We start from the raw sequence: 24,030 nt of genomic DNA on the forward strand, positions 1-24,030 counted from the left end.
GGCGCGGTCCGCCCCGCGCGGTCCCGGTCCCCCCTCGCCGCCCGCCCCCCCTCGCGTGGGCGGCCCGCCGCGCCCCGCCCCCGCCCCCCCCCCCCCCCCCCCCCCCCCCCCCCCCCCCCCCCCACTACCGGTGGAGCTGGTGCTCTGCACTATTCCTTCGGCGGCTCGGGTCGGCTTTCCATCATCAGCGACAGTGCGGCCTTGGCCATCAGGTGGGCGCTGATCGGGGCGGTGATGAACAGGAACACGGTGATCAGCAGCTCGCGCGGCTGCGGGTCCTGGCCAAGGAAGATGTGGTACGCCACCGAGCACACCAAGACGCAGCCAACCCCCAGCGTGCTGGCCTTGGTCGGTGCGTGCAGGCGCTTGAAGAAATCGGAGAAACGCACCAGGCCGAGTGCACCTATCAGGATGAAGATGCAGCCGAAGGCCAGCAACGCCGACAGCGCGATTTGCAGAAAGGTGATCATTCGACGATATCCCTGCGCAGCACGAACTTGCTCAGCACCACCGTGCTGCAGAAGCCGAGCATGGCGATGATCAGTGCGGCCTCGAAGTAGATGGCCGAGTCCAGGTACATGCCGAACAGCATCAGCTCGGCGATGGCGGTGACCGACAGGGTATCCAGCGCCAGAATGCGGTCCGGCACGGTTGGCCCACGCAGCAGCCGCCACAACGACAGCAGCATGGCGATGCCGACCACGTGCATGCACACGATCAGGGTGGTTTCGAATATCTGGTATCCGTTCACGGGAAGATCTCCATCAGCGGCGCTTCGTAGCGCCTCTTGATCTCGTTGATCAGGGCGGTGGCATCTTCGAGGTGCAGTACATGCACCAGCAGATGGCGGCGGTCTTCGGACAAGGCCGCCGACACAGTGCCCGGGGTCAGGGTGATGAAGCTGGTCAGCGCGGCAATGCCGTGGATGTTGGCGATGTCCAGCGGCACCCAGATGAAGCCAGGCTTGAGCTTGCGCTCCGGCCCCAGCACCTGCGCCGCCACGCGCAGGTTGGACACCAGGATGTCCCACAGCACCACCGCCAGCAGCTTGGGAATGGGGCGCAGCGAGCCCAGGCGGGCAAACTCACGGTCCAGGCGCGCGGCGAACAGCGGAATCACGGTTCCAAGCAGCATGCCCAGCAGCAACTGGCCAAGGTCGAAGCTGTCGGACATCAACAGCCAGAAGGCGACCACGGTGATCGACAGGGCGGGCGACGGGAAGACCCGGCGCAGCAGGGGGCGACGTCCGCTCATGGCTGCCTCACCTGCGGCATGGTGCCGCGTACATCATTCAGGTATTGGTCCGGTGCCAGCAACTGTGCGGCGATGGCATCGGTCTGGCGCATCAGCGGCCCGGCGAACACCGTCATCAGCACCACATAGCCGAGCAGCAGGCAGGTAGCGGCGGTTTCGAACGGACGTGCCGGGGCTTCGACCGGCTCGGGCGCAGGCGCGCTGTCATCGTCGCCGGGCACATGCCAGAACAGGCGGATGCCGGTGCGTGCCAGGCCCATGATCACCAGCAGGCTGCTGCCCAGCACGGCGCTCCAGACCACGGTGGTATGTGCTTCCGGCACGGCCGAGAGCAGCGCCGCCTTGGCCAGGAAACCGGCCAGCGGCGGCAGCCCGGCAACGGCTACCGCACCGACCAGGAACAACAGGCCCGGCACGGTCTTGCCCGGCAGCACGCTGAGTTCGTGGTCGCGGCGGCGGTCGGCCTGCTGGCGGCGGCGCCGCATCAGGTCGGCGATCAGGAACAGCGCAGCGGCGGCGAAGGTGCTGTGCGGCAGGTAGTACAGGCCAGCGGAGATCGTGCCGGTGTTGCCCAGCGCGAAGGCGATGAACAAGGTCGCCGCCGATACCACCACCAGGTAAGCCACCAGCACGCTCATGCGGGTGGCTGCCAGCGCACCCAGCGCGCCAACCACAAGGGTCGCGATGCCGGCCCACAACAGCCAATCGCTGCCGTAACCGCTCATCGCGCCAGCATCGGCATCGAACCACAGTGAGGTCACCCGCAGCACCGAGTACAGGCCGACCTTGGTCATGATCACGAACAGCGCGGCGACCGCGGCTGGCGCACGTGCATACGACTCCGGCAGCCACAGGTACATCGGCAGCAGCGCGGCCTTGGAGCAGAACACCAGCAGCAACAAGCCCAGGGCAGCCTTGGCCAGCTTCAGGTGCGAGGGCGGCAGCTCGACGATGCGCTGGCTGATCTCGGCCAGGTTCAAGGAACCCAGGGTGGCGTAGAGCATGCCCAGCGCGATCAGGAACAGGGTCGAGGCGGTGACGTTGAACACTACGTAATGCAGGCCGATGCGCATGCGCAGGCCACGCCCGCCGGACAGCAGCAGGCCGTAGGAGGCGATCAGCATCACCTCGAAGAACACGAACAGATTGAAGATATCGCCAGTCAGGAAGGCGCCGTTGAGGCCGACCAACTGGAACTGGAACAGCGCGTGGAAATGCGGCGCGCGACGGTCCCAGCCGGTGCAGGCGTACAACAGGCAGGCGATGGCCAGCAGCAGGGTGGTGAGCAGCATCCAACCCGCCAGGCCATCAGCCACCAGCGCGATGCCCAGGCGTGCCGGCCAGTCACCGAGCAGGTAGGCCGAGATCTGGCCCTGGCTGGTCTGTGCGAACAGCAACGCCACCGCCGCGGCCAGCGCGGCCATGCTGGCCCAGGCCACCGTGCGCTGCACCTTGGGGCCGTAGCGGCGGTGTTCGATGAACAGCGACAGTGCAGCGCCCAGCAGTGGGATCAGGATCGGCAGGATCACCAGATGATTCATGCGCCAGCCTCCGACTTGGCCGCTTGCTCAGCCGGCAATTCGGGTTCATGCGCATCGACATGGTCGCTGTGGTTGTCGCTGCGGCTGCGCATTGCCAGCACGATGCTGACTGCGGTCATCGCGAAGGCGATCACGATGGCGGTCAGCACCAGCGCCTGCGGCAGCGGGTCGGTGTAGTGCACCAGGCTGGTGGCCACGCCGTCCTTGAGTACCGGCGCCTTGCCGGTGACCGGCCGCCCCGCGCTGAAGATCAGCAGGTTGGTGGCATAGGACAGGAAGGTCATGCCCAGGATCACATCGAAGCTGCGCGCACGCAGCAGCAGGTAGACGCCGATGCCGGCCAGTACGCCGATGGCGCTTGCCAATGCCAGTTCCATCAGTGCATCTCCCCGGTGCGTGCCGAACGGCGGTGGATATCGATTTCGCCGTTGCGGGCATTGCGGGTGCGCGAGGGCTTGATGGTGCCCATCATCGACAGGATCAGCATCACCCCGCCAAACACCACCAGGTAGACGCCGGTGTCAAAACCAATCGCACTGGCCAGCGGTACGGTGCCGATCAGCGGCAGCTCCAGGTCGAGGTGGCCACTGGTCAGGAACGGTACGCCGAACAGCATCGAGGCCACGCCGCTGAGCAGGGCGATCAACAGGCCCAGGCCGATGCAGCGGATGTAGTCGAAGCCGAAGCGCGATTCCACCGACTCGGTGCCCTGGATCACGTACTGGATCAGCAACGGCACCGCCAGCACCAGGCCGGCGACGAAGCCGCCACCAGGCGCGTTGTGGCCGCGCAGGAACAGGAAGATCGACACCGTGAGCGTCAGCGGGAACATGATCTGGGCCAGATCGGCCGGCACCGGCAGATTGATCGGCGGGCCCGGCATGATCTGCTCCGGCGCCATCCGCGTGCGCCGCAGCATCGCGTGCACCACCAGCGCGGCGATGCCGAACACGGTGATCTCGCCGAAGGTATCGAAGCCACGGAAGTCGACCAGGATCACGTTGACCACGTTGTGGCCATAGGCCTCGGGCAGTGAACGCAGCAGCATCTCGCCGGACATGGTGTTGGGCGGCAGCGTCATCAGCGAATAGGCCAGCGCGGCGATGCCGCCGCCGGCAACGATGGCGAGCACCGCATCGCGGCGCTTGCGCCAGCGCGAGTGTTCCGGCGGCGACTGTGCGGGCAGGTAGTTCATGCCCAGCAGCATCAGCACCAGCGTCACCATCTCCACCATCAGCTGGGTCAGGGCCAGGTCGGGTGCCGACAGGAACACGAAGGTCAGCGCCACCATCAGGCCGGTGCCGCCCATCACGATCACCGCCAGCAGACGCTGCTGGTACAGGAACAGCCCGGCGAAGGCGCAGGCCAGCATCACCAGCCACAGCGTCCAGCCCAGCAAGGGCATGGACTGCGGTGCCGGCCACACCGGCATCACCGGATTGGCGATGTAGGGCGCAGCAGCGACGATCACCGCCACCAGGACCAGCGCGAACAGCATGCGCTGCAGGCTGCCATTGGCCAGTACGCTGGTGACGCGGTGGGCGAAGCCGAACAAGGCGTCCAGCCCGCGATGGAACAGGTGCTTGCCGGTGGGACGGTTGCGCGCGGCATACAGGTCGGTGAAGCGACGCAGGCCGAAGTACAGCGCGACACCGCCGACCACGCCGATCGCGCTCATCGCCAACGGCAGGTTGAAGCCGTGCCAGACCGACAGGCTGTACTCCGGCATTGAAGTGCCAAGGATCGACGCCGCTGCGGTCTGCAGCACCGGCGCGATGGTCAGCGCCGGTGCGATGCCGACGGCCAGGCAGATCACCACCAGCACTTCCACCGGCACCTTCATCCAGCGCGGCGGCTCATGCGGCACCACCTCGATGTCGACCGGGCCCTTGCCGAAGAAGGTGTCGTGGACGAAGCGGAGGCTGTAGGCCACGCCGAGGATGCCGGCCAGCAAGGCGGCAGCGCTCATCGCCCGCCGCATCCAGTCCGGGCCTTGTGTTGCCAATGCCTCGGCGAACAGCATTTCCTTGGACAGGAAGCCGTTGAGCAACGGGATGCCGGCCATCGCCAGCGAGGCGACGATGGCCAGCGCGCTGGTGATGGGCATCAGCCTGCGCAGGCCGCCGAGCTTGCGCATGTCGCGGGTGCCGGTCTCGTGGTCGATGATGCCGGCGGCCATGAACAGCGAGGCCTTGAATGTGGCGTGGTTGAGGATGTGGAATACGCCGGCCACCACTGCCATCGGCGTGGATAGCCCGAACAGCAGGGTGATCAGGCCCAGGTGCGAGATCGTCGAATAGGCCAGCAGGCCTTTGAGATCATGCTGGAAGATCGCGTTCCAAGCGCCGATCAGCAGGGTGAGCGCACCGATGCCGCTGACCACGTAGAAGAACAGCTCGGTGCCGGCCAATGCGGGGTGCAGGCGCGCCAGCAGGAATACACCGGCCTTCACCATCGTTGCCGAATGCAGGTAGGCCGAGACCGGCGTCGGCGCTGCCATCGCATGCGGCAGCCAGAACTGGAAGGGGAACTGCGCGCTCTTGGTGAAAATGCCGGCCAGCACCAGCAGCAGTGCCCACGGATACAAGGCGCTGCTGCGGATCAGATCGCCCGAGGCCAGCACCACATCCAGATCGAAACTGCCGACGATGCGGCCGATCAGCAGCACGCCGGCCAGCAGTGCCAGGCCGCCGCCGCCGGTGACGATCAAGGCCATGCGTGCGCCCTCGCGGGCGTCCTTGCGGTGCGACCAGAAGCCGATCAGCAGGAACGAGCTGATGCTGGTCAGCTCCCAGAACACCATCAGCAGCAACAGGTTGCCGGCCAGCACCATGCCCAGCATCGCGCCCATGAACAGCAGCAGGTAGCTGTAGAAACGCCGCGCGCTGTCCTGCGCGGACAGGTAGTAGTGCGCATACAGCACCACCAGGGCGCCGATACCCAGTACCAGTCCAGTGAACATCCAGGCCAAGCCATCCAGGCGCAGGCTGAAGTCCAGGCCGATCTGCGGCAGCCATTGCCAGCTGTTGCGGACGATTTCGCCGTCGAGCACGGCCGGGGTGGCGCTGCCGAGCAGGGCTAGGCCTAGAACCGGTGCCGCTGCTGCTGTCCATGCGGCTGCACTGCGCGACAAACGGCCATTGAGTGCGATGGCCGCTGCCAGCAGAAAAGGCAGCGCAAGCAGTAGCAACAGGACTGGCGTCATGTAGAGGCGCGGTTCAGAAAGGGGTTTTGCAGTCTAACAGGCGATTTTTTCGATCCGCGACTTTTTCTGAATGATCCGTTCGGGTTGGATCGCCGGGGCCAGTGTTGCCAATGGCTGCGGCCGGAAAACGCGGAAGCGGTGTGTCGCAGCGGGTTGCCTGGACTCCGTCCGATGCGGTGCAGCAGGGTGACTGTGCACCACCTGGCACGGGCAGCCGGTCGCGCGGTAAAGGCAGCCCTGGCCCGGGCTGCGTCGTCGGTATGCAGACTGGTGTTTTTTTTGGGAGCGGCGTGAGCCGCGAAGCTGGTACATCATCAGATGGCACAAGATGCAAAGGGCTTCAGCAACACCAGCTTCGCGGCTTACGACGTTCTCACAGAGCGATGCTCAATCCCGGTGACGGCTGTGGAATCAGGCTTGGTTCGCCTATCCTTTCGCACATGGAGAACGATATTCGCAGCGAAGCAGGCCGACGCCGCGCGCTGGTATTTGGTGGCAGTGGCCAGATCGGCAAGCGCTTGCTGGCGAATCTGGCCACTGCAGGCTGGCAGGTAAGCGCAGTGACCCGGCAGGCGCGTGAGCCCATGCACGGGGTGTTGTGGCAGTTGGGTGATCTGTCCAGTACGGACCTGGCCGAGCAACCAGTGGATGCGGTCTTCAGCTGTGGTCCGCTGGATCACTTCGCGCGCTGGTATGCAGCATCGAGCATCGATGCACCACGGGTGGTTGCGTTTGGCTCGACCAGCGTGGACGTGAAACAGGATTCGTCCGAGCCGGCTGAGCGCGATGTGGCGCGCCGCCTGCGCGAAGCTGAGGGCTTGTTGTTCGATAGCGCAGCGGCGCGGAATGTGGCCGCGACGGTGCTGCGGCCAACCCTGGTTTACGGCGCCGCCAGCGATAAGACCCTCACCAAGATCGCGGCGCTGGCCACCCGCACCGGCTTCTTCGCGTTGCCGGCCAATGCCAGTGGTCTGCGCCAACCGGTGCATGTGCAGGATCTGGCCGATGCGGCGATGCAGGTGCTGGCGCACCCCGCCACCGCGGGCAAGGCCTACGCCTTGGGCGGTGGCGAAGTGCTGGGTTATGCCGAGATGGTGCGGCGGACGCTGGCTTGCCTGCCAGCGCGGCCACGCCTGCTGCGTGTACCCGCACCGCTGTTCAAACTGACCTTGCGTCTGGCCCATGCCGGTGGACGCCTGCAGGGCATGAATGCAGCGGCATTGGCGCGGATGACCGAGCCGCTGGCATTCGATATCGAGCCGGCGCGGCGTGATTTTGGCTATTCGCCGCGTGCCTTCGTGGCCGAGGCGGAGATGTTCTGCGTGCCGCGGGAAACTGCGGCACAGGCATAGCCTGTTCGCAGCGAAGTGCGTTCCTGCGTAGCAGGCTGTGTAAGCAGGGAAGGCAGCGGATGTATCCGCTGCGCTCAGTAATGCCAGCCGAACTGCCGGAACAGTTTGGACAGCACCCAGATCGGGCCGATCAGCAGATAGGTCAGGTCAGTGAGGAAGCTGGGGCGGCGGCCTTCGATCTTGTGGCCGATGAACTGCGCGATCCATGCCACCACGAACACGCCGATGGCGATGTACAGCAGCATCTGGATGCCGAGCCGGTCTTCCAGCAGCCGGCAGATGCAGCCGAACACGAAGAAGATGATCAGCATGCCGATGCCCAGCGGGCGCGACAGCCGGTTGTAATAGGCCCAGGTGCCGAACATGGCGAATGCCGCCCAGATGCCATGCTGGAACCACGGCACCAGTGGCGGGATGCACCACAGCATGGCAATCACTGACCACAGGATCGCGGGCACCGCGAACACGTGGATGGCCTGATTGGTGTGGTTGACGTGATCGCCAGAGTAGCTGGCGAAGTAACGATCCACAGGACGCGCAATACTCATTCCAGCTCCCTCCCGGGTTGACTGGCAGAGCATAGCGCGGCTTCCCTACGGATGCGCACGGTGAGCGTGCGCATCCGTGACGGGCACAGCAGGATCAGTCGACGCTGATGCCGGCCAGCTTGTCCAGCGCTTCGGCGTACTTGGCACGGGTGCGTTCGATCACCTCGGCCGGCAGGGCCGGGCCCGGCGCGGTCTTGTCCCAGTCCAGCGTCTCCAGGTAGTCGCGCACGAACTGCTTGTCGTAGCTCGGCGGGCTGATGCCCACCTGGTACTCGTCGGCCGGCCAGTAACGCGAGGAATCCGGGGTCAGCATCTCGTCCATGATGTACAGACGGCCATCGGCGTCGGTACCGAATTCGAACTTGGTATCGGCCAGCAGGATGCCGCGCTCGGCTGCGTATTCGGCGGCGAACTGGTAGATGCGCAGGGTGGCATCGCGCACCTTCTCGGCCATGTCCGCGCCCACTGCCTTGACCATCGCGTCGAAGTCGATGTTCTCGTCGTGGTCGCCCACCGCCGCCTTGGTGGACGGGGTGAAGATGGCTTCGGGCAGCTTCTCGGCCTGCTGCAGGCCGTCGGGCAGGGCGATGCCGCTGATCTTGCCGGTGCGCTGGTAGTCCTTCCAGCCGCTGCCGATCACGTAGCCGCGGGCAATGGCTTCCACCGGTACCGGCTTGAGCTTCTTGGTCACCACCGCACGCTTGGCGTACAGCGCCGGGTCCACGCCCTCAGGCAGCACGCTGGCCACATCGATGCCGGTCAGGTGGTTTGGCATCAGGTGCGCGGTCTTGGCGAACCAGAAGTTGGACACCTGGCAGAGCATCTCGCCCTTGCCCGGGATCGGGTCGGGCAGGACCACGTCGAACGCCGACAGGCGATCGGTGGCGACCATCAACAGGTACTCGCCCGGAGGGGTTCCGGCCGGCAGACGTTCGCGCGGGATATCAAACACATCACGCACCTTGCCGCGATGGCGCAAGGGCAGGCCGGGAAGATCGGATTGCAACAGCGTGGTCGGCACGGGCACTCCTGGGACTTGGCAATGAATGCCGCCGGCTTGGAGGACCCGGGTCTGGAGGACCCGCAGGGCCCGCGGCTGGTCGGCGGGCGGCCTAGTGTACGGCCGGATCGGGCCGCTGTGGCATAAAATGCACGTCTTGCTTGTCCACAGGCCATTCACCCACCCATGCGCTGGTACGGAAAACTGTTCGGCTTCATCGCCGGGGCCCTGCTTTTCAGGCCCAACCCCTTGTTTGGCGGGATAATTGGCCTGTTGCTGGGGCATGCCTTCGACAGCGACTGGTTCAAGCTGGGCAAGGACCTGCCGTACCGTGAACTGGGGGTCACCCGCGACGCCACCGATGCCGAGATCGACCTGGCCTACCGCCGCCTGATGTCCCAGTACCACCCCGACAAAGTGGCCGGCGCCGCCCCCGAGCTGCGCGCCCAGGCCGAGAAGAAGGCCCGACAGATCAACGCCGCCTACGACCGCATCAAAACCCTGCGCAAGCGCTGAAAGGCTCCGTCATGTCCAACTGCATCATCGCTCCGTCCATTCTCTCGGCCAATTTCGCCAAGCTCGGCGAGGAGGTCGACAACGTGTTGGCCGCTGGCGCCGATTGGGTCCATTTCGACGTGATGGACAACCACTACGTGCCCAACCTGACCATCGGCCCGATGGTCTGCCAGGCGCTGCGCAAGCACGGTGTCACCGCGCCGATCGACGTGCACCTGATGGTCGAGCCGGTCGACCGCATCGTGCCGGACTTCGCCGAGGCCGGTGCCAGCATCATCAGCTTCCACCCGGAAGCCAGCCGCCACGTCCACCGCACCATCCAGCTGATCAAGTCGCACGGCTGCAAGGCCGGCCTGGTACTGAACCCAGCAACGCCGGTCGAAGTGCTGGACTGGGTGCTGGAAGACCTGGACCTGGTGCTGCTGATGTCGGTCAACCCGGGCTTCGGTGGCCAGGCCTTCATTCCATCGACCCTGGACAAGCTGCGTGCTGTGCGGGCGATGATCGACAAGCTCGGCAAGCCGGTGCTGTTGGAAGTGGACGGTGGTGTCAAAGCGGACAACATCGGTGAGATCGCTGCTGCCGGTGCCGATGCCTTCGTTGCCGGTTCGGCCATTTTCAACGCGCCCAACTACGCCGAGATGATTGCCAAGATGCGCGGCAATGTCGCTGCTGCGCGAGGCTGAGTGATGAACGCGGCTGAAGTGCAGATTCGTCCGGCCGTCGCCGATGACGCAGGCCTGATCCTGCACTTCATCCGCGAGTTGGCCATCTACGAGAAAGCCGAATCCTCGGTGCAGACCGACGAGGCTGGCATTCGTACCAGCCTGTTTTCCGCTGATGCCAAGGCGCAGGCATTGATCTGCGAACGCGATGGTCAGGCCATTGGTTACGCCGTGTTCTTCTACAACTACTCGACCTGGTTGGGCCGCAACGGCATCTACCTGGAAGATCTATACGTCAGCCCCGATGCGCGTGGCAGCGGCGCCGGCAAGGCCTTGCTGCAGCATATCGCCAGGTTGGCGGTTGAGCAGGGCTGCGGCCGCTTCGAATGGTCGGTGCTGGACTGGAACACGCCGGCCATCGACTTCTACAAAGCCGCCGGTGCAGTAGCGCAGGACGAATGGACGGTCTACCGCCTGCAAGGCGAAGCACTGCAGAAATTCGCCAAAGGCGGCTGAACTGTAGTGCCGAGCCATGCTCGGCAGAGGCTTCACCGACAATGCCAAGGTAGTGCCGAGCCATGCTCGGCAGAGGCCCTGCCAGTAAAGCCCCGGCCGAGCGTGGCTCGGCTCTACAGTCGAAGCGCAAAAAAAAAGCCGCAACGTTGCCGTTGCGGCCGGGGAATCATCGGAGGCTGATCCTGCCTCCATCCATCGTCCTTGCTATGGCCTCCGATTCTCCGGATGGACCATGACGACTTCGTGACGGGTCGCAACCAGTCGACGCTGGTGGCACTCCTGTTTGCCGCAGAACGATCGCCGGCAACATTACAGAGAGTTCATGCAGCGGCCATCTCCAGGTTAGGCGGGCGGGCGCAATCTGACCCCGGTGGCGAAACACAGCGCCATCCAGAATCCTCGTCATCGTCGCTACAGCCAGTTCAAAAGGAACATTCTCATGAAGATCTCCGCCATTCTCCTGGCCGTTGGCCTGTCGCTAGGCGCAGGCGCCGCGTTTGCTGCCCCGGCCAGCGCCCCGGCCGCAGCTCCCGCGCACGCAATGGCCAGCAGCACACAACCGGCTGCCCATCACGCCGCCAAGAAGCATCACGGCAAGAAGCACCACCAAAGCGCAGCGAAGCAGGCCGTTGCTGCGCCGGCCACAACTGGTGCCGGCAGCCGCTGAGTGCGGCTGGACGTGCCGGTCAATATCCCGGGGCGTCGTTGCAGCGAAAGGGCCCCGTCAATGACGGGGCCTTTTCCTGTGCGGGCCTGGCAGGAGCGCTCCGTCGGCGGGTAGTGCTCAGGATCAAGCATGTCGGGGGTGTGTCGTGAAGATGATCCTTGCCATTTCGTCGGCTGGCGCGCTGTGCGTAGCGGGTCTGCTGGCGGCGGCGTCGTTGTCGACTTCAGCGGTCACGGTCTCGCCGCCGCATCCTGCTGCGGGCTCCAGGCATACCCAGGTCATCCGCCGTTGCCTCAAGCGCAGCGCACTCGGCCGTTGTGAGCGCTGGTCGCTGCCGTCGAGGCGTCCGCTGGTGGACGCGGTCACCTCGTCGCGGCCGCGCAAGCCCTGATCGACGGCAGCGCATGCAGCCAGCATGCATACACAGCGCTATTCTCAGAACAGTTTGGACGGAGTGTGGGTATGCGGATACTGGTGGTCGAGGACGATGTGCAGATCGCCAGCTTCCTGGTCAAGGGGCTGAAGGAAGAGGGGCACGCCGTGGACAGCGTGGCCGATGGCCGGCAGGGCCTGTTCATGGCCACCTCCGAGGCCTATGCGGTGGTGGTGCTGGACCGCATGCTGCCGGTTATCGACGGCATGACCGTGCTGCGCACCCTGCGCGGTGCCGGCAACACCGTGCCGGTATTGATGCTGACCGCCCTGGGGGAGGTGGAGCATCGGGTCGAAGGCCTGCGTGCCGGAGCCGATGACTACCTGATCAAGCCCTTCGCCTATTCCGAGTTCAGTGCGCGTCTGGAAAGCCTGCTGCGCCGTGGCGGCAATGCCGCGGCGACGGCCGAAGCCACCCGCCTGCGGGTGGAAGACCTGGAGCTGGACCTGCTCAAGCGCAGCGCCAGCCGCGCTGGCCGCAGCATTGAACTGTTGCCGCGTGAATTCCGCCTGCTGGAATACCTGATGCGGCAGAGTGGCCGGGTGGTGACGCGGACCATGCTGCTGGAGGCGGTCTGGGACTATCACTTTGATCCACAGACCAATGTGATCGATGTGCATATCAGCCGCCTGCGGCAGAAGATCGATCACGGTCATGCCGTGCCCTTGCTGCATACCGTGCGTGGCGCCGGCTACCGGTTGGGCAACTGATGCGCCTGCTGCGCTCCACCACTTCACGGCTGGCACTGTCGGTATCGATGGCGTTTCTGCTGGCGTGCATGCTGCTGGGTACTGGCATCTATCTGGCGGTGTCCACCTTGCTGGAGCGCGACGCGCACGAACTCGTGCGTGCCGACGGTGCCGGCCTGCGCGATATCTATCGTCACGCCGGCTACGACCGTCTGCGCGATGAGATACAAGCGCGCATCGACATGCCCGAGGATCCTGACGCGCTGTACATGCTGCTGGCTGCCGATGGCAGCGTGGTCGCCGGTTCCTCGCAGGCGGTATCTGGTTGGAAGCCGCAGCAGCGCTGGCTGGAGTTTGTTGACGAGGAGGCCGACGATGCCCCGCGGGTGGTGGCCTACCAGCAGCAGTTGGACAACGGCGGCTATCTGATCACTGGCCTGCGCATGCGCTCGGAGGACGGGTTTCTGCGGCTGATCCTGCATTCTGCCTTGGCCGCATTGCTGGTTGCGGCGCTGATGGGCGCTATCGTCGGACGCTGGACATCGCGCTGGGTTGCGCGCCGCCTGGGTAGCCTGGACCGCACCGCCGAGCGGGTTGCCGCTGGCGAAATGGAACTCCGCACGCACAGCGACGGCAGCGGCGATGCATTTGATCGGGTTGCGCTGCGCTTCAACGGCATGCTCGATCGCATCCAGGAGCTGCTGGATGGCGTACGCCACGCCACCGACCACATCGCCCATGATCTGCGCACGCCGCTGAGCCGTTTGCGCGGGCGACTGGAAACGATGCGCGCCACGCCAGCAATTGCGGCCTCGCCGCAGGCCCTGGCCGAGTTGGATGCGGGTCTGGCTGAAACCGACACTTTGTTGCAGTCGTTCGCCGCCTTGCTGCGGCTTGCGCGTATCGAAGCGCAGGCGCCGCCGCAGGGCGAGGGGGCGCAGTTGCTCGACCTGCAGGCGCTGGCGACCGATGCCATCGAGCTGTATGCACCGATGGCAGCCGAGCGCCGCCTGCAGCTCGTGCTGCACACGGCGCCGGTCATTGTTCCCGGCGATGCGGATCAACTGTTCCAGTTGCTGATCAATCTGCTGGACAACGCCATCAAGTACGCGCCGTTTGGTACCACCATTACCGTGACGGTAGGGCTGGAGCAGGGGCAGGCCTTGCTGCAGGTCGACGATCAGGGGCCGGGTATCCCGGTGCAGGAGCGGCAGCGGGTGTTTGACCGTTTCGAGCGGCTGCAGGCCGACCGCAGTACGCCCGGTACTGGCCTGGGATTGAGCCTGGTGCGGGCGGTGGTGCACCGGCACCGTGGCAGCGTCACCCTGGATGACTGCCGACCCGGTTTGCGGGTGCGTGTGCTGCTGCCTGCTGTGGAAAGCTGAACAGCCACGGTTTCAGCCATTCCAGCGCTTGGCCGCTGAACACGGTTGCCGCTGCAAGCAAATCCGCTGCGCTGCAAGCGCACAATCGGCGCCGACATGCGGTAAAGTTGCCCCGTGCCCATTCTGACGACCAAGCGTTCCCTTTCTTCCGCTCGCCGCTGGTGGCGATGGTGGCCCGTTGCCGTCGTCCGTACCGCCACCGTCGATTCCCGGAAGGAAAGCCGTCTTGATCACGCAAGAGCAGTTCCAACAGCTGGCCGCTGAAGGCCACAGCGCACACCCGCATAATTTCGTACCCGTCGTCCGCGAAGTGCTGTCCGACCTGGACACGCCGCTCTCGGTTTACCTGAAGCTCGCCGACGGCCCGTACACCTATCTGTTTGAATCCGTCGAAGGCGGTGAGCGTTTCGGGCGCTATTCCATCATCGGCATGCCTGCGCGCCGCATCTACAGCTTCCGTGGTCACACGCTGGAAGTCAGCGAGTTGGGCGAAGTCGTCGAACGTCGCGAAGTAGCCGATCCCTTGGCCGAGGTCGAAGTGCTGCGCAAGCAGTATTCGGTGCCGCAGCTGGACGGCCTGCCGGGCTTTACCGGCGGCCTGGTTGGCTGGTTCGGCTTCGAGTGCATCCAGTACATCGAGCCGCATCTGGGCGCGGGTGAAAAGCCTGATGAACTCGGTACGCCCGACATCCTGCTGATGCTGTCCGAAGAGTTGGCGGTATTCGATAACCTCAAGGGCCGCCTGTACCTGATCGTGCACGCTGATCCGGCACAACCGCAGGCCTGGGCACGCGCGAACCGTCGCCTCGATGAGCTGGCCCACCGTCTGCGTCAGGGCGGTGCCGGTTACCCGCAGTCGCAGGTGTCCGACGCCATCGACGAGCAGGATTTCCAGTCCTCGTTCACCCGCGAGGAATACCATGCGGTGGTGCGCAAGGCGCAGGAATACGTGCGTGCCGGCGATATCTTCCAGGTGGTGCCGAGCCAGCGCCTGCGCGTGCCGTTCCGTGCGCGGCCGATCGATGTGTACCGCGCGCTGCGTGCGTTGAATCCGTCGCCGTACATGTATTTCATCGATGTTGGCGGTACCCAGGTGGTCGGCTCCTCGCCGGAAATCCTGGCACGCCTGCGCGACGGCATCGTCACCGTGCGTCCGATTGCTGGCACCCGTCCGCGCGGCGCCACGCCGGAACTGGACAAGGCACTGGAAGTCGAGCTGCTGGCCGATCCCAAGGAACGCGCCGAGCACGTGATGCTGATCGACCTTGGCCGCAACGATGTCGGCCGCGTCGCTGAACCGGGCACGGTCAAGGTGGGCGAGCAGTTCGTGATCGAGCGTTACAGCCACGTCATGCATATCGTCAGCGAAGTCACCGGCACCTTGAAGGCCGGGCTGAGCTATAGCGATGTGATGCGCGCGACCTTCCCGGCCGGCACCGTCAGTGGTGCGCCGAAGATCCGCGCGTTGGAGATCATCCGCGAGCTGGAACCGGTCAAGCGCAACGTCTATTCCGGTGCGGTTGGCTACATCGGCTGGAACGGCGATGCCGACACCGCCATTGCCATCCGCACCGCGGTGATCCAGGACGGTTACCTCTACGTGCAAGCCGGCGGCGGCGTGGTCTATGACTCCGATCCGGATGCCGAATGGCAGGAAACCATGAACAAGGGCCGCGCTCTGTTCCGTGCGGTGGCGCAGGCGGCGAAGGGGCTGTAGGTCGTGTCGCGCACGCTGCTTTCATCGAAAGCGACTGTTTCTCACACCATGACAAGGAGTGCCGCATGAAGTTGCCCCGCATGTTGCTGTGGTCATCGTTGCTGTTTGCTGCTGTTCCGCAGGCGTGGGCACAGGCCAACTCCATTCCGTCGCAACCGCATCTGTTGGTGAAGGGCGATGCCAGCCGCAAGGTGATGCCGGATCGCTTCGTGGTGAAGATCGCGTTGGAGTCGGTGGATATGCAGACCGACATCGCGCGGCGCAAGGTCCAGGCAAATGCGGAGCGAACCATGGCGTTGTTCGCCAAGCACGGCGCCATCGCCGAGACGGTGCGTATGGACAACCTGAGCATCGAGCCATCCACGCGTTACAAGGACGATGAGGATGTGTTTGTGGGTACAGCCGTCAGCCGTGACCTGGAAGGTGCGTTCGAGAAGCCTGAGCAGTTGCAGGCCTTTCTTGGTGAGTTGAACGCCAGCAAGGAGGTTCAGGTGCGGACAGCGGCTCCGCTGTATTCGGGTGAGTCGCGCCTGCGAGCCGAACTCAAGGCCGAAGCGGCCGCGCAGACGCGCGCATCGGCCAAGGGGCTCGCGGATGCCTATGGGGCGAAGATCATCGGTCTCTACACGATTTCCGATGTCGCCCCCAGTTTTGCTTACGGTGTGCAGGCCGGTAGCTGGCCGAATGCAAACAGAGCGGACACCTTTTACGGAGAGGGTGGTTCGCTGGACCGGGTGCAGGTCAGCGGTACCCGCAATGTGGGCTATGCCGCACCATCGCCCGGTGAGCAGCTGATTGCCCGGCCAATCACCTACACCGAAAACGTCTACGCCATATTCCTGATTAGCGATGGAAACTGAACCATGCTGTTGATGATCGACAACTACGACAGCTTCACCTTCAACCTCGTGCAATACCTGCAGATGCTGGGTGCCGAAGTGAAGGTGGTGCGCAATGACGCGATGAGCGTCGCCGAGATCGCTGCGCTGCAGCCTTCGCACATCGTGGTATCGCCCGGCCCGAAGACGCCGAACGAAGCCGGTGTGTCGCTGGAGGTGATCCGCCAGCTCGGCCCGAGCATTCCGTTGTTCGGTGTGTGCCTGGGCCATCAGGCCATCGGCCAGATCTATGGCGGTGACGTGATCCGTGCCAGCAACATCATGCACGGCAAGGTCTCGCCGATCCGCCATGAAGGCAAGGGCGTGTTCGCCGGCTTGCCGGACCGCTACGAGGCTACGCGCTACCACTCGCTGGTGGTGGACAAGAACACGCTGCCGGCGGCGCTGGAAATCACTGCCTGGACCGAGAACCCGGACGGTTCGATGGAAGAGATCATGGGTCTGCGCCACCGCGAATATCCGGTTGAAGGCGTGCAGTTCCATCCCGAATCCATCCTCACCCAGCACGGCCACGCGCTGATGAAGAACTTCCTGGACCGCACATGTTGATCGAGCCCAGCCAGCTGCTGCTGTTCATGCTCGCGGGCTGGTTGTTGAACCTCACGCCGGGCCCGGACGTGCTGTACATCATCAGCCGCTCCTTGCGCGGTGGACGTCGTGCAGGATTCGCCGCGATCGCCGGCATCAGTGCCGGTTGTCTGGTGCACGTCGCGCTGGCGTCGCTGGGTCTGGGCGTGCTGCTGGCGACGTCGGCCACCTTGTTCACCGTGATCAAGTGGATCGGCGCGGCCTATCTGCTGTGGGTGGGCGTGCGCCTGCTGCGCAACACTGGTGAGTCGACCTTGCAGGCGGATATCGCCGCCAGCGGTGGCAGCGCCGGTTCGTGGTGGCAGGTGTTCGCCGGTGGCTTCCTGACCAATGTGCTGAACCCGAAGGTGGTGCTGTTCTTCCTGGCGTTCCTGCCACAGTTCATCGCGCCGTCGGTGCAGAACAAGCCGCTGGCATTCGCACTGTTGGGGCTGATCTTCATGGTCAACGCGCTGCCGATAAATGCCGCTTACGTGTTGGCGGCCGATCGCGTGCGCAGCAGCCGCTGGGCTGCGCGCGGCATGCAGTGGCTGGACAAGCTGGCAGGCGTGCTGTTCATCGGCTTCGGCCTGCGTTTGGCGCTTACCGCGAGGCCGACGCCGTGAGCCTTGAAGATTTCCGTCTGTTCGTGGTGATGCTCGGTGGCCGTCACGCGCGTGCCAATACCGAGGTGCATGACGTGGTGTTCGTGGTTGGCCCCGGCATCGAGCAGACCTACCCGCAACTGCGCCAGCAATGGTTCGGCGAAGCCGCGGGCCTGCATCTGGATTCGTGGATGACGGTGGATGGCGTCGACGACTGGCAGGTGCGCATCTGCGATGACGCGCCTGCGGCCGATGCGCCGACCCTGTTCTTCGTCAACCTCGGCGGCTACGTCGAAGGCGAGTTCGGCGAGGACCATCGCTACCTGCTGGTGGTCGCTGCCGATGCGGTCGAGGCCAAGCGCAAGGCGCTGGCGCAGGCCGAAGCGCAGTGGGTCAAGCCGCACCGCGATGCGCTGCTGGAAGTGGACAGCTGCCTGCCGGTCGGACCGATCGGCGGCCTGCACGTGCAGCTGCGCCGAGGCGCACACACCGGCATCCACAGCCAAAGCGACTACATCGTTATTTCCTGATTCTGGAGTTGTCATGACCATCACCGCGCAGGAAGCCCTGCAACGCACCATCGAACACCGCGAGATCTTCTTCGACGAGATGGTCGACCTGATGCGGCAGATCATGCGTGGCGAGATCTCGCCGACCATGACCGCTGCCATCCTCACCGGCCTGCGGGTCAAGAAGGAAACCGTTGGCGAGATCGCCGGTGCCGCTACGGTGATGCGCGAGTTCGCGCGCCCGGTGCAGGTTGCCGACAAGACCCATCTGGTCGATATCGTCGGCACCGGCGGCGATGGCTCGCATACCTTCAACATCTCCACCTGTTCGATGTTCGTGGTGGCCGCAGCTGGCGCCAAGGTCGCCAAACACGGCAACCGCAGCGTGTCCTCCAAGTCCGGCAGCGCCGACGCCGTGGAAGCACTTGGTGCGGTGATCGAGCTGCAGCCGGAGCAGGTGGCGCAAGCCATCGAGCAGACCGGCATCGGCTTCATGTTCGCGCCCATGCACCACCCGGCAATGAAGGTGGTCGCGCCGGTCCGCCGCGAGATGGGCGTGCGCACCATCTTCAACATCCTCGGCCCGCTGACCAATCCGGTCGGCGCCACCAATATCCTGATGGGCGTGTTCCATCCCGACCTGGTCGGCATCCAGGCACGCGTGCTGCGCGAGCTCGGTGCAGAGCGTGCGCTGGTGGTGTGGGGCCGCGACAACATGGACGAGATCTCGCTGGGTGCCGGCACCTTGGTGGGCGAGCTGCGCGACGGCAAGGTGCGCGAGTACGAGATTCATCCGGAAGATTTCGGCATCGCCATGTCGGCCAGCCGCAACCTCAAGGTGGAGAATCCGGAGGAGTCCATCGCCATGCTGCGCGCGGTGCTGGACAACCAGCCGGGCCCGGCCAACGACATCGTCGCGCTCAATGCTGGTGCCGCGCTGTATGTGGCCGGTGTCGCCGACAGCATTGCCGATGGGCTTGCTCGCGCCCGCGCGGTGATCGCCGATGGCAGCGCCCGCGCGCGCATGCAGCAGTACGTCGATGCCAGCCGTACGCTGGCCGGCAATCCCTGATAATCCCACCCCGACAACCCGCGTCAGCAGCGCCCGTCTTCCAGGAAGCAGATCCATGAGCGACATCCTCAACACCATCCTTGCCCGCAAAGTGCAGGAGGTAGCCGAGCGCAGCGCCCGCGTGCCGCTGGCCGAGTTGCGGGCGCGCCTGGCCGATGCCTCGCCGGTACGCGGCTTTGCCAATGCGTTGAACGCGGCGATCGCCAATGGCGACCCGGCGGTGATTGCTGAGGTCAAGAAGGCCAGTCCTTCCAAGGGCGTGATCCGTCCGGATTTCCATCCGGCCGACATCGCGGTGAGCTACGAGCTGGGCGGCGCCAGCTGCCTGTCGGTGCTGACCGACGTGGACTTCTTCCAGGGCGCGGATGCCTACCTGCAGCAGGCCCGCGAGGCCTGTACGCTGCCGGTGCTGCGCAAGGATTTCGTCATCGACCCCTACCAGGTGGTCGAGGCGCGTGTGCTGGGCGCTGACTGCATCCTGCTGATCGTCTCGGCGCTGGACGACCGCCAGCTGGCCGAGCTGTCCGACCTGGCGATGCAGCTGGGCATGGACGTGCTGGTCGAAGTGCACGACATCGACGAGCTGGAGCGCGCCATCCAGGTGCCGGTGCCGCTGGTCGGCATCAACAACCGCAACCTGCGGACCTTCGAGGTGTCGCTGGAAAATACGCTGTCGATGAAGGATGCGGTGCCGCGCGACCGCCTGCTGGTCACCGAAAGCGGCATCATGGGCCCGGCCGATGTGGCGTTGATGCGCGGCGCCGGGGTCAATGCCTTCCTGGTCGGCGAGACCTTCATGCGCGTCGAAGAGCCAGGCGAGGGCCTGCGTCAGCTATTCTTCCCGGCATGACTGATCCCTACCCGAGCCCGCGTGACGATGCGCAACTGGTCGTCTTCGACTTCGATCACACCCTGTACGACGGCGATTCCGGCAGCCACCTGTTCGCCTGGCTGATCAAGCGCAATCCGTTGCGGCTGCTGGTGGCCATCCTCGCCACGCCGCTGCTGGGGCCGTTGGTGGCAATGCTGCCGACCCGCCGCTTCGGTATTTCCGGCTATGTCTGGATCGCCACCTTCGGCCTGCACCAGGCACGTGAGTTCAACAAGGTGATCGACCAGTACGTGCTCAAACACGAGGACGAGATCCGCCAGCACCTGTTGCCGCATGCCCTGCAGGTATTCGCCGCGCACCGTCGTGCCGGCGACCGGGTGATCGTGGCCACCGGCGCACCGCCGGAGCTGGCCCGCGCCATCCTTGCCTTCGTGGCCGAGCAGGGCGTGCCGGTGATCGGCAGCGAAGTGGGGCCGCGCATGGGTGCGATGGGCGCCACCCGCCACTGCCACAACGAAGAGAAGATGCGCATGCTGCGCGAGCGCGGCTACGGCGACATCGCCATTGCCTACTCGGACAGCACCGCCGACCTGCCGCTGCTGAAAGCCGCCAAGGCGCCGGTAGTGGTGAACCCCAAGCATTCACGGGTGGAATACTTCGGCAAGGTATTGCCGGCCGGCACCCCCATCCTCAACTGGGGCTGTCCGGGCCGCGGCGGCAAGCCGCTGCCCAGGTAATCCAACGCGGAACCGGCAACGACCCAGCCGGAGCCGACATCCCTTCTCCCGTTTACGGGAGAAGGTGCCCGAAGGGCGGATGAGGGGAGCTTTTAAGGCTCTAAAGCAAAAGCTGCCCTCACCCCAACCCCTCTCCCGTGAACGGGAGAGGGGCTATAGCAACATCGCCTCACGCCCCTCAAGCCCCTCAAGCCCCGCGCAGCTTCGCCACCGCCATTCCAATCTGGAACAGGCTGATCGACAGCACCAGCACGCCGACGGCGATCAGCACCCAGCGCTCCTTGACCCGCTTCACTAGCAGTGCCGCCACCGGCGCGGCCATCATCCCGCCGACCAGCAGGCCGGCGACGATGGACAGGTGCTGCAGGCCCATCGACAGCAGGAAGGTCGCCGAGATCGACAGGGTGACGACGAACTCGGCCGCGTTGACCGAGCCAATCGTGGTACGCGCCTGGCCGCCACGGGCCAGCAGGGTGGATGTGGCCACTGGCCCCCAACCGCCACCGCCGGTGGCGTCCAGCAGGCCGGCGAAGAAGCCCAGCACCGGCACCCGCTTCACTTCCTGCTTGGCCATGAACTTGCCGGCTGCGCGGGCCAGGATGAAGATCGCCAACACCAGCAGGTAGAGGTAGATGAACGGGCGCACGACATCGCCAGGCAGTTGGGTAAGCACATAGGCGCCGATGGCACCGCCGATGGCGCCGGGTATCGCCAGCCGAAAGAACAGGCGCTTGTCCACATTGCCGGCCACCAGGTGCGAGACCCCGGAGGCGCCGGTGGTGAACACCTCGGCGGTGTGGATGCTGGCGCTGACCGCCGCAGGTGGCAGCCCCATGCTCAGCAGCACCGAGGACGAAATCAGCCCGAACGCCATGCCCAGCGCACCGTCCACCAGCTGCGCGCCGAGGCCGATCAGGATGAACCAGTAAAATTCATTGCCAAATTCCATGCCCCAAGCCTGCGGGCCACGGCAGGGCAGGTCAAGGAAAGCTACATCGGTAAGTAATGCTGCGGGTCGATTCCTGACCGATATCAGCGCCGAATTGTCATCATCTGGCGGCTACGTCTGCGAAATCTCCAAGCGCTGAGAGGTGGCAGGAATGACAGTTCAGTGCTGCATCCAGCCACTGCATGACCCTGAGGTTCGCAAAGGGGGATGAGATTGTTAGCGCCGACAGAGGTCACACTTCAAGGATGTCCCTGGCCAACGTAACGCCCTCAGCAAGTCGGCGAAGATCGCATCAATTGGCGGGGGCTGAGGATGTAGTTCCAACGCACCAAGAGAGCCCCGGGTGCATGTCCGCTTTCCCGGGCTGGCAGAGCGCGGGCAAAGGGCTTTCCCGAGGTAAATCAGATCAGACAGCCCCCTTTAGTAAAGGGGGCGCGCCGACAGGCGCGGGGAATTGGAAGGCGGGGAGCTGGGGCCCATGGTTTGCAAAGCAAACCATGGCGGTAACACCCGCTGAGCGGGTGCTACCGCGTCCCGTACAGAACCACGGTCTTGCCGCGGGCATGCAGCAGACCATCGGCCTGCAGCTTCTTCAGCACGCGGCCGGCCATTTCCCGCGAGCAGCCCACCAGCCGGGCGATTTCCTGGCGGGAGACGCGCAGCTGGGTGCCCTGCGGATGGCTCATCGATTCCGGTTCCTTGGACAGGTCGTGCAAGGTGCGGATGATGCGGTCGGTCACGTCCAGGAAGGCCAGGCGGCTGGCCTTGCGGCTGGTATGCAGCAGGCGCCGGGAGATCTGCGAGCCAATGGCGTACAGCAGCTTGGGCGCGTCCACCGACAGCGGGCCCAGGAACAGCTGGTGCAGGCGCTCGTAGCTGATCTCGGCCAGCTCGCAGGGGGTGCGGGTACGCAGGATGACCTCGCGCTTGTCCGACTCGATGAACAGGCCCATTTCGCCGACAAACTCGCCGGCACCGAAGTAGCCCAGTACCAGTTCCCGGTCATCGTCTTCCTCGGCAATGATACTGACCGAGCCGCTGATCACGTAATACATGGTCCCGGCAGGATCACCCGGGCGGAACACATCGGTCCGCGCCGGGTAGCGGCGGCGGTGGCTATGGGCCAGAAAGCGGTCGATGGTGGCAATGTCCAGCGCCAGCGGGCTGGAGGCAAGACGCACGTTTGACGCGGTGGTGGCGTTACCTGGGCTCATGATGGCGTTCACAGTTTGGATGAACTTGCTTAATGGGCAAGCTTAACGACGCTGAGCATAAGGGGCAAACAGGCATAACGGTGCAAGTATCACAGCGGGCCACTTTGCCCCATACTTCCGCCTTTCCCACCATCTACAGGATCGACCGCCGTGGTCAAGCCGTTGCCTCGCCTGAGGTTGCAAGGATTCAACAACCTCACCAAGGCCTTGAGCTTCAACATTTATGACGTCTGCTATGCGCGTACCGAAGAGGAGCGCCAGCGTTATATCGAGTACATCGACGAGGAATACAACGCCGATCGACTCACGCAGATCCTCACCGATGTCGCAGAGATCATCGGTGCGAACATCTTGAACATTGCGCGTCAGGATTACGACCCCCAGGGTGCCTCGGTCACAATTCTCATTTCCGAGGAGCCGGTGATCGACAAGAAGCAGGCCGGCAAGGAGTTGATCTCCGATGCCGTGGTTGCGCATATGGATAAGTCGCACATCACCGTGCACACCTATCCGGAAACGCATCCGCAGGAAGGCATTGCTACCTTCCGCGCCGATATCGACGTGGCAACCTGCGGTGTGATCTCGCCGTTGAAGGCGCTGAACTACCTGATCGAGAGTCTGGAGTCAGACATCGTGATCATGGACTACCGCGTGCGTGGCTTCACCCGTGACATCAAGGGCAAGAAGCACTACATCGACCACAAGATCAATTCGATCCAGAACTTCCTGGCCAAGAACATCAAGTCGCGTTATGAGATGTTCGACGTCAACGTCTATCAGGAAAACATCTTCCACACCAAGATGCACCTGAAGGACTTCGACCTGGACCAGTACCTGTTCGAAGAGAAGGCCAAGAACCTGTCGTTCAAGGAACGCATGAAGATCGAGGCGCTGCTGCGCCGCGAAATCGAAGAGCTGTTCCACGGTCGCAACCTGGCCGAGTAAGCACTACCTGCGCAACGCCGATGTGCCGGTTTTGCGCAAAAACAGGCGGGACGGCCCGCCCTGCACCTGCTGCAGACGTTTGCCGACGGGGGGCCCCGGGGGATTAACACCCGCCCCCGGCGATTTTTTTTTATGAAATTTTGATTGCGCGGGGGGAAAAAAAAGGATGGGGGGGGGGTTTTTTAATTTTTTTGGAAGGGGGGGAATAACACC

27 protein-coding genes and 1 pseudogene are annotated in these 24,030 nt (G+C 64.5%); 17 read left to right on the top strand and 11 right to left on the bottom strand.

All coding sequences use genetic code 11. The features are described 5' to 3' along the window. Positions 1-158: 158 nt before the first annotated feature. The 6 genes and pseudogenes from ACVOMF_RS15745 to ACVOMF_RS15770 form a co-directional block, all read right to left on the bottom strand. Positions 159-470: pseudogene (locus ACVOMF_RS15745) on the bottom strand (Na+/H+ antiporter subunit G); the annotation flags it as partial. Then, entirely contained in the window at positions 467-709 is a 243-nt protein-coding gene (locus ACVOMF_RS15750) for a K+/H+ antiporter subunit F (protein ID WP_481510128.1), read from the bottom strand. The pseudogene ACVOMF_RS15745 and the gene ACVOMF_RS15750, both read right to left, overlap by 4 nt. A 38-nt stretch (positions 710-747) precedes the next feature. Then, on the bottom strand, positions 748-1,254 hold the full coding sequence (locus ACVOMF_RS15755; protein ID WP_481510107.1) for a Na+/H+ antiporter subunit E: 507 nt from the start codon (positions 1,252-1,254) through the stop codon (positions 748-750). Beyond that, a complete protein-coding gene (locus ACVOMF_RS15760; RefSeq protein ID WP_481510108.1) occupies positions 1,251-2,795 on the bottom strand; it encodes a monovalent cation/H+ antiporter subunit D in 1,545 nt (514 codons plus the stop codon). The genes ACVOMF_RS15755 and ACVOMF_RS15760 overlap by 4 nt, the downstream gene beginning before the upstream one ends. After that, a complete protein-coding gene (locus tag ACVOMF_RS15765) occupies positions 2,792-3,172 on the bottom strand; it encodes a Na+/H+ antiporter subunit C (RefSeq protein WP_481510109.1) in 381 nt (126 codons plus the stop codon). Before ACVOMF_RS15765 ends, ACVOMF_RS15760 begins: the two co-directional genes overlap by 4 nt. Next, positions 3,172-6,000, bottom strand: coding sequence for a monovalent cation/H+ antiporter subunit A (locus tag ACVOMF_RS15770; RefSeq protein ID WP_481510110.1), 2,829 nt, complete (start codon positions 5,998-6,000; stop codon positions 3,172-3,174). Before ACVOMF_RS15770 ends, ACVOMF_RS15765 begins: the two co-directional genes overlap by 1 nt. 440 nt (positions 6,001-6,440) lie before the next feature. Here ACVOMF_RS15770 and ACVOMF_RS15775 point away from each other — a divergent pair, with 440 nt between their 5' ends. Next, positions 6,441-7,352 carry an NAD-dependent epimerase/dehydratase family protein gene (locus tag ACVOMF_RS15775; protein ID WP_481510111.1) on the top strand — a complete coding sequence of 304 codons (912 nt, stop codon included), beginning with the start codon at positions 6,441-6,443 and terminating at the stop codon, positions 7,350-7,352. A gap of 74 nt (positions 7,353-7,426) precedes the next feature. Here the strand turns inward: ACVOMF_RS15775 and ACVOMF_RS15780 are convergent, their stop codons facing one another. Continuing rightward, positions 7,427-7,900, bottom strand: a complete 474-nt coding sequence (locus ACVOMF_RS15780) for an Mpo1 family 2-hydroxy fatty acid dioxygenase (protein ID WP_481510112.1) — start codon at positions 7,898-7,900, stop codon at positions 7,427-7,429. 94 nt (positions 7,901-7,994) lie between these two features. Next, a complete protein-coding gene (locus ACVOMF_RS15785) occupies positions 7,995-8,921 on the bottom strand; it encodes a phosphoribosylaminoimidazolesuccinocarboxamide synthase (RefSeq protein WP_481510113.1) in 927 nt (308 codons plus the stop codon). Between the two features lie 165 nt (positions 8,922-9,086). Between ACVOMF_RS15785 and ACVOMF_RS15790 the strand changes: the two genes are divergently transcribed. The 15 genes from ACVOMF_RS15790 to ACVOMF_RS15860 all read left to right on the top strand — a co-directional run bounded on the left by ACVOMF_RS15790 (position 9,087) and on the right by ACVOMF_RS15860 (position 20,709). Then, entirely contained in the window at positions 9,087-9,416 is a 330-nt protein-coding gene (locus tag ACVOMF_RS15790) for a J domain-containing protein (RefSeq protein WP_282271831.1), read from the top strand. An 11-nt stretch (positions 9,417-9,427) separates the two neighbouring features. Beyond that, a complete protein-coding gene (gene rpe / locus ACVOMF_RS15795) occupies positions 9,428-10,102 on the top strand; it encodes a ribulose-phosphate 3-epimerase (protein WP_481510114.1) in 675 nt (224 codons plus the stop codon). 3 nt (positions 10,103-10,105) lie between these two features. Further along, a complete protein-coding gene (locus ACVOMF_RS15800) occupies positions 10,106-10,597 on the top strand; it encodes an N-acetyltransferase family protein (protein ID WP_481510115.1) in 492 nt (163 codons plus the stop codon). A gap of 439 nt (positions 10,598-11,036) precedes the next feature. Further along, on the top strand, positions 11,037-11,264 hold the full coding sequence (locus ACVOMF_RS15805) for a hypothetical protein (RefSeq protein ID WP_481510116.1): 228 nt from the start codon (positions 11,037-11,039) through the stop codon (positions 11,262-11,264). Positions 11,265-11,409: 145 nt separating this feature from the next. Further along, the gene (locus ACVOMF_RS15810) at positions 11,410-11,655 is read left to right on the top strand and encodes a hypothetical protein (RefSeq protein ID WP_481510117.1); all 246 of its coding nucleotides are present in this window, start codon (positions 11,410-11,412) and stop codon (positions 11,653-11,655) included. Positions 11,656-11,726: 71 nt separating this feature from the next. Then, complete coding sequence (locus ACVOMF_RS15815; protein ID WP_481510118.1) at positions 11,727-12,407, top strand: response regulator transcription factor; 681 nt, start codon at positions 11,727-11,729, stop codon at positions 12,405-12,407. Next, entirely contained in the window at positions 12,407-13,771 is a 1,365-nt protein-coding gene (locus ACVOMF_RS15820; RefSeq protein ID WP_481510119.1) for a sensor histidine kinase, read from the top strand. Before ACVOMF_RS15815 ends, ACVOMF_RS15820 begins: the two co-directional genes overlap by 1 nt. Positions 13,772-13,997: 226 nt before the next feature. Further along, on the top strand, positions 13,998-15,488 hold the full coding sequence (gene trpE, locus ACVOMF_RS15825) for an anthranilate synthase component I (RefSeq protein WP_313643453.1): 1,491 nt from the start codon (positions 13,998-14,000) through the stop codon (positions 15,486-15,488). 65 nt (positions 15,489-15,553) lie between these two features. After that, a complete protein-coding gene (locus ACVOMF_RS15830) occupies positions 15,554-16,348 on the top strand; it encodes an SIMPL domain-containing protein (protein WP_481510120.1) in 795 nt (264 codons plus the stop codon). Positions 16,349-16,351: 3 nt separating this feature from the next. Continuing rightward, positions 16,352-16,936, top strand: coding sequence for an anthranilate synthase component II (locus tag ACVOMF_RS15835; RefSeq protein WP_481510121.1), 585 nt, complete (start codon positions 16,352-16,354; stop codon positions 16,934-16,936). Further along, complete coding sequence (locus ACVOMF_RS15840; protein WP_303748649.1) at positions 16,930-17,580, top strand: LysE family translocator; 651 nt, start codon at positions 16,930-16,932, stop codon at positions 17,578-17,580. Before ACVOMF_RS15835 ends, ACVOMF_RS15840 begins: the two co-directional genes overlap by 7 nt. Then, on the top strand, positions 17,577-18,089 hold the full coding sequence (locus tag ACVOMF_RS15845) for a DUF1543 domain-containing protein (protein ID WP_481510122.1): 513 nt from the start codon (positions 17,577-17,579) through the stop codon (positions 18,087-18,089). The genes ACVOMF_RS15840 and ACVOMF_RS15845 overlap by 4 nt, the downstream gene beginning before the upstream one ends. 13 nt (positions 18,090-18,102) lie before the next feature. After that, positions 18,103-19,140 carry an anthranilate phosphoribosyltransferase gene (gene trpD / locus ACVOMF_RS15850; protein WP_481510123.1) on the top strand — a complete coding sequence of 346 codons (1,038 nt, stop codon included), beginning with the start codon at positions 18,103-18,105 and terminating at the stop codon, positions 19,138-19,140. A 55-nt stretch (positions 19,141-19,195) separates the two neighbouring features. Further along, positions 19,196-19,990 carry an indole-3-glycerol phosphate synthase TrpC gene (trpC, locus tag ACVOMF_RS15855; protein ID WP_481510124.1) on the top strand — a complete coding sequence of 265 codons (795 nt, stop codon included), beginning with the start codon at positions 19,196-19,198 and terminating at the stop codon, positions 19,988-19,990. Continuing rightward, positions 19,987-20,709, top strand: coding sequence for a haloacid dehalogenase-like hydrolase (locus ACVOMF_RS15860; protein ID WP_481510125.1), 723 nt, complete (start codon positions 19,987-19,989; stop codon positions 20,707-20,709). Before trpC ends, ACVOMF_RS15860 begins: the two co-directional genes overlap by 4 nt. 187 nt (positions 20,710-20,896) lie before the next feature. Here ACVOMF_RS15860 and ACVOMF_RS15865 read toward each other — a convergent pair whose 3' ends face one another. Beyond that, positions 20,897-21,658, bottom strand: a complete 762-nt coding sequence (locus ACVOMF_RS15865) for a sulfite exporter TauE/SafE family protein (RefSeq protein ID WP_481510126.1) — start codon at positions 21,656-21,658, stop codon at positions 20,897-20,899. Between the two features lie 524 nt (positions 21,659-22,182). After that, entirely contained in the window at positions 22,183-22,872 is a 690-nt protein-coding gene (gene crp, locus ACVOMF_RS15870; protein WP_282271632.1) for a cAMP-activated global transcriptional regulator CRP, read from the bottom strand. A 150-nt stretch (positions 22,873-23,022) separates the two neighbouring features. On the opposite strand from crp, the gene speD reads away from it, so the two are divergent. Beyond that, on the top strand, positions 23,023-23,817 hold the full coding sequence (gene speD / locus ACVOMF_RS15875; protein ID WP_282271635.1) for an adenosylmethionine decarboxylase: 795 nt from the start codon (positions 23,023-23,025) through the stop codon (positions 23,815-23,817). Positions 23,818-23,820: 3 nt separating this feature from the next. Here speD and ACVOMF_RS15880 read toward each other — a convergent pair. Continuing rightward, a partial coding sequence (locus tag ACVOMF_RS15880; protein WP_481510127.1) for a hypothetical protein occupies positions 23,821-24,030 on the bottom strand: 210 nt, incomplete at its 5' end.

Source organism: Stenotrophomonas sp. STEN022 (assembly GCF_056760155.1).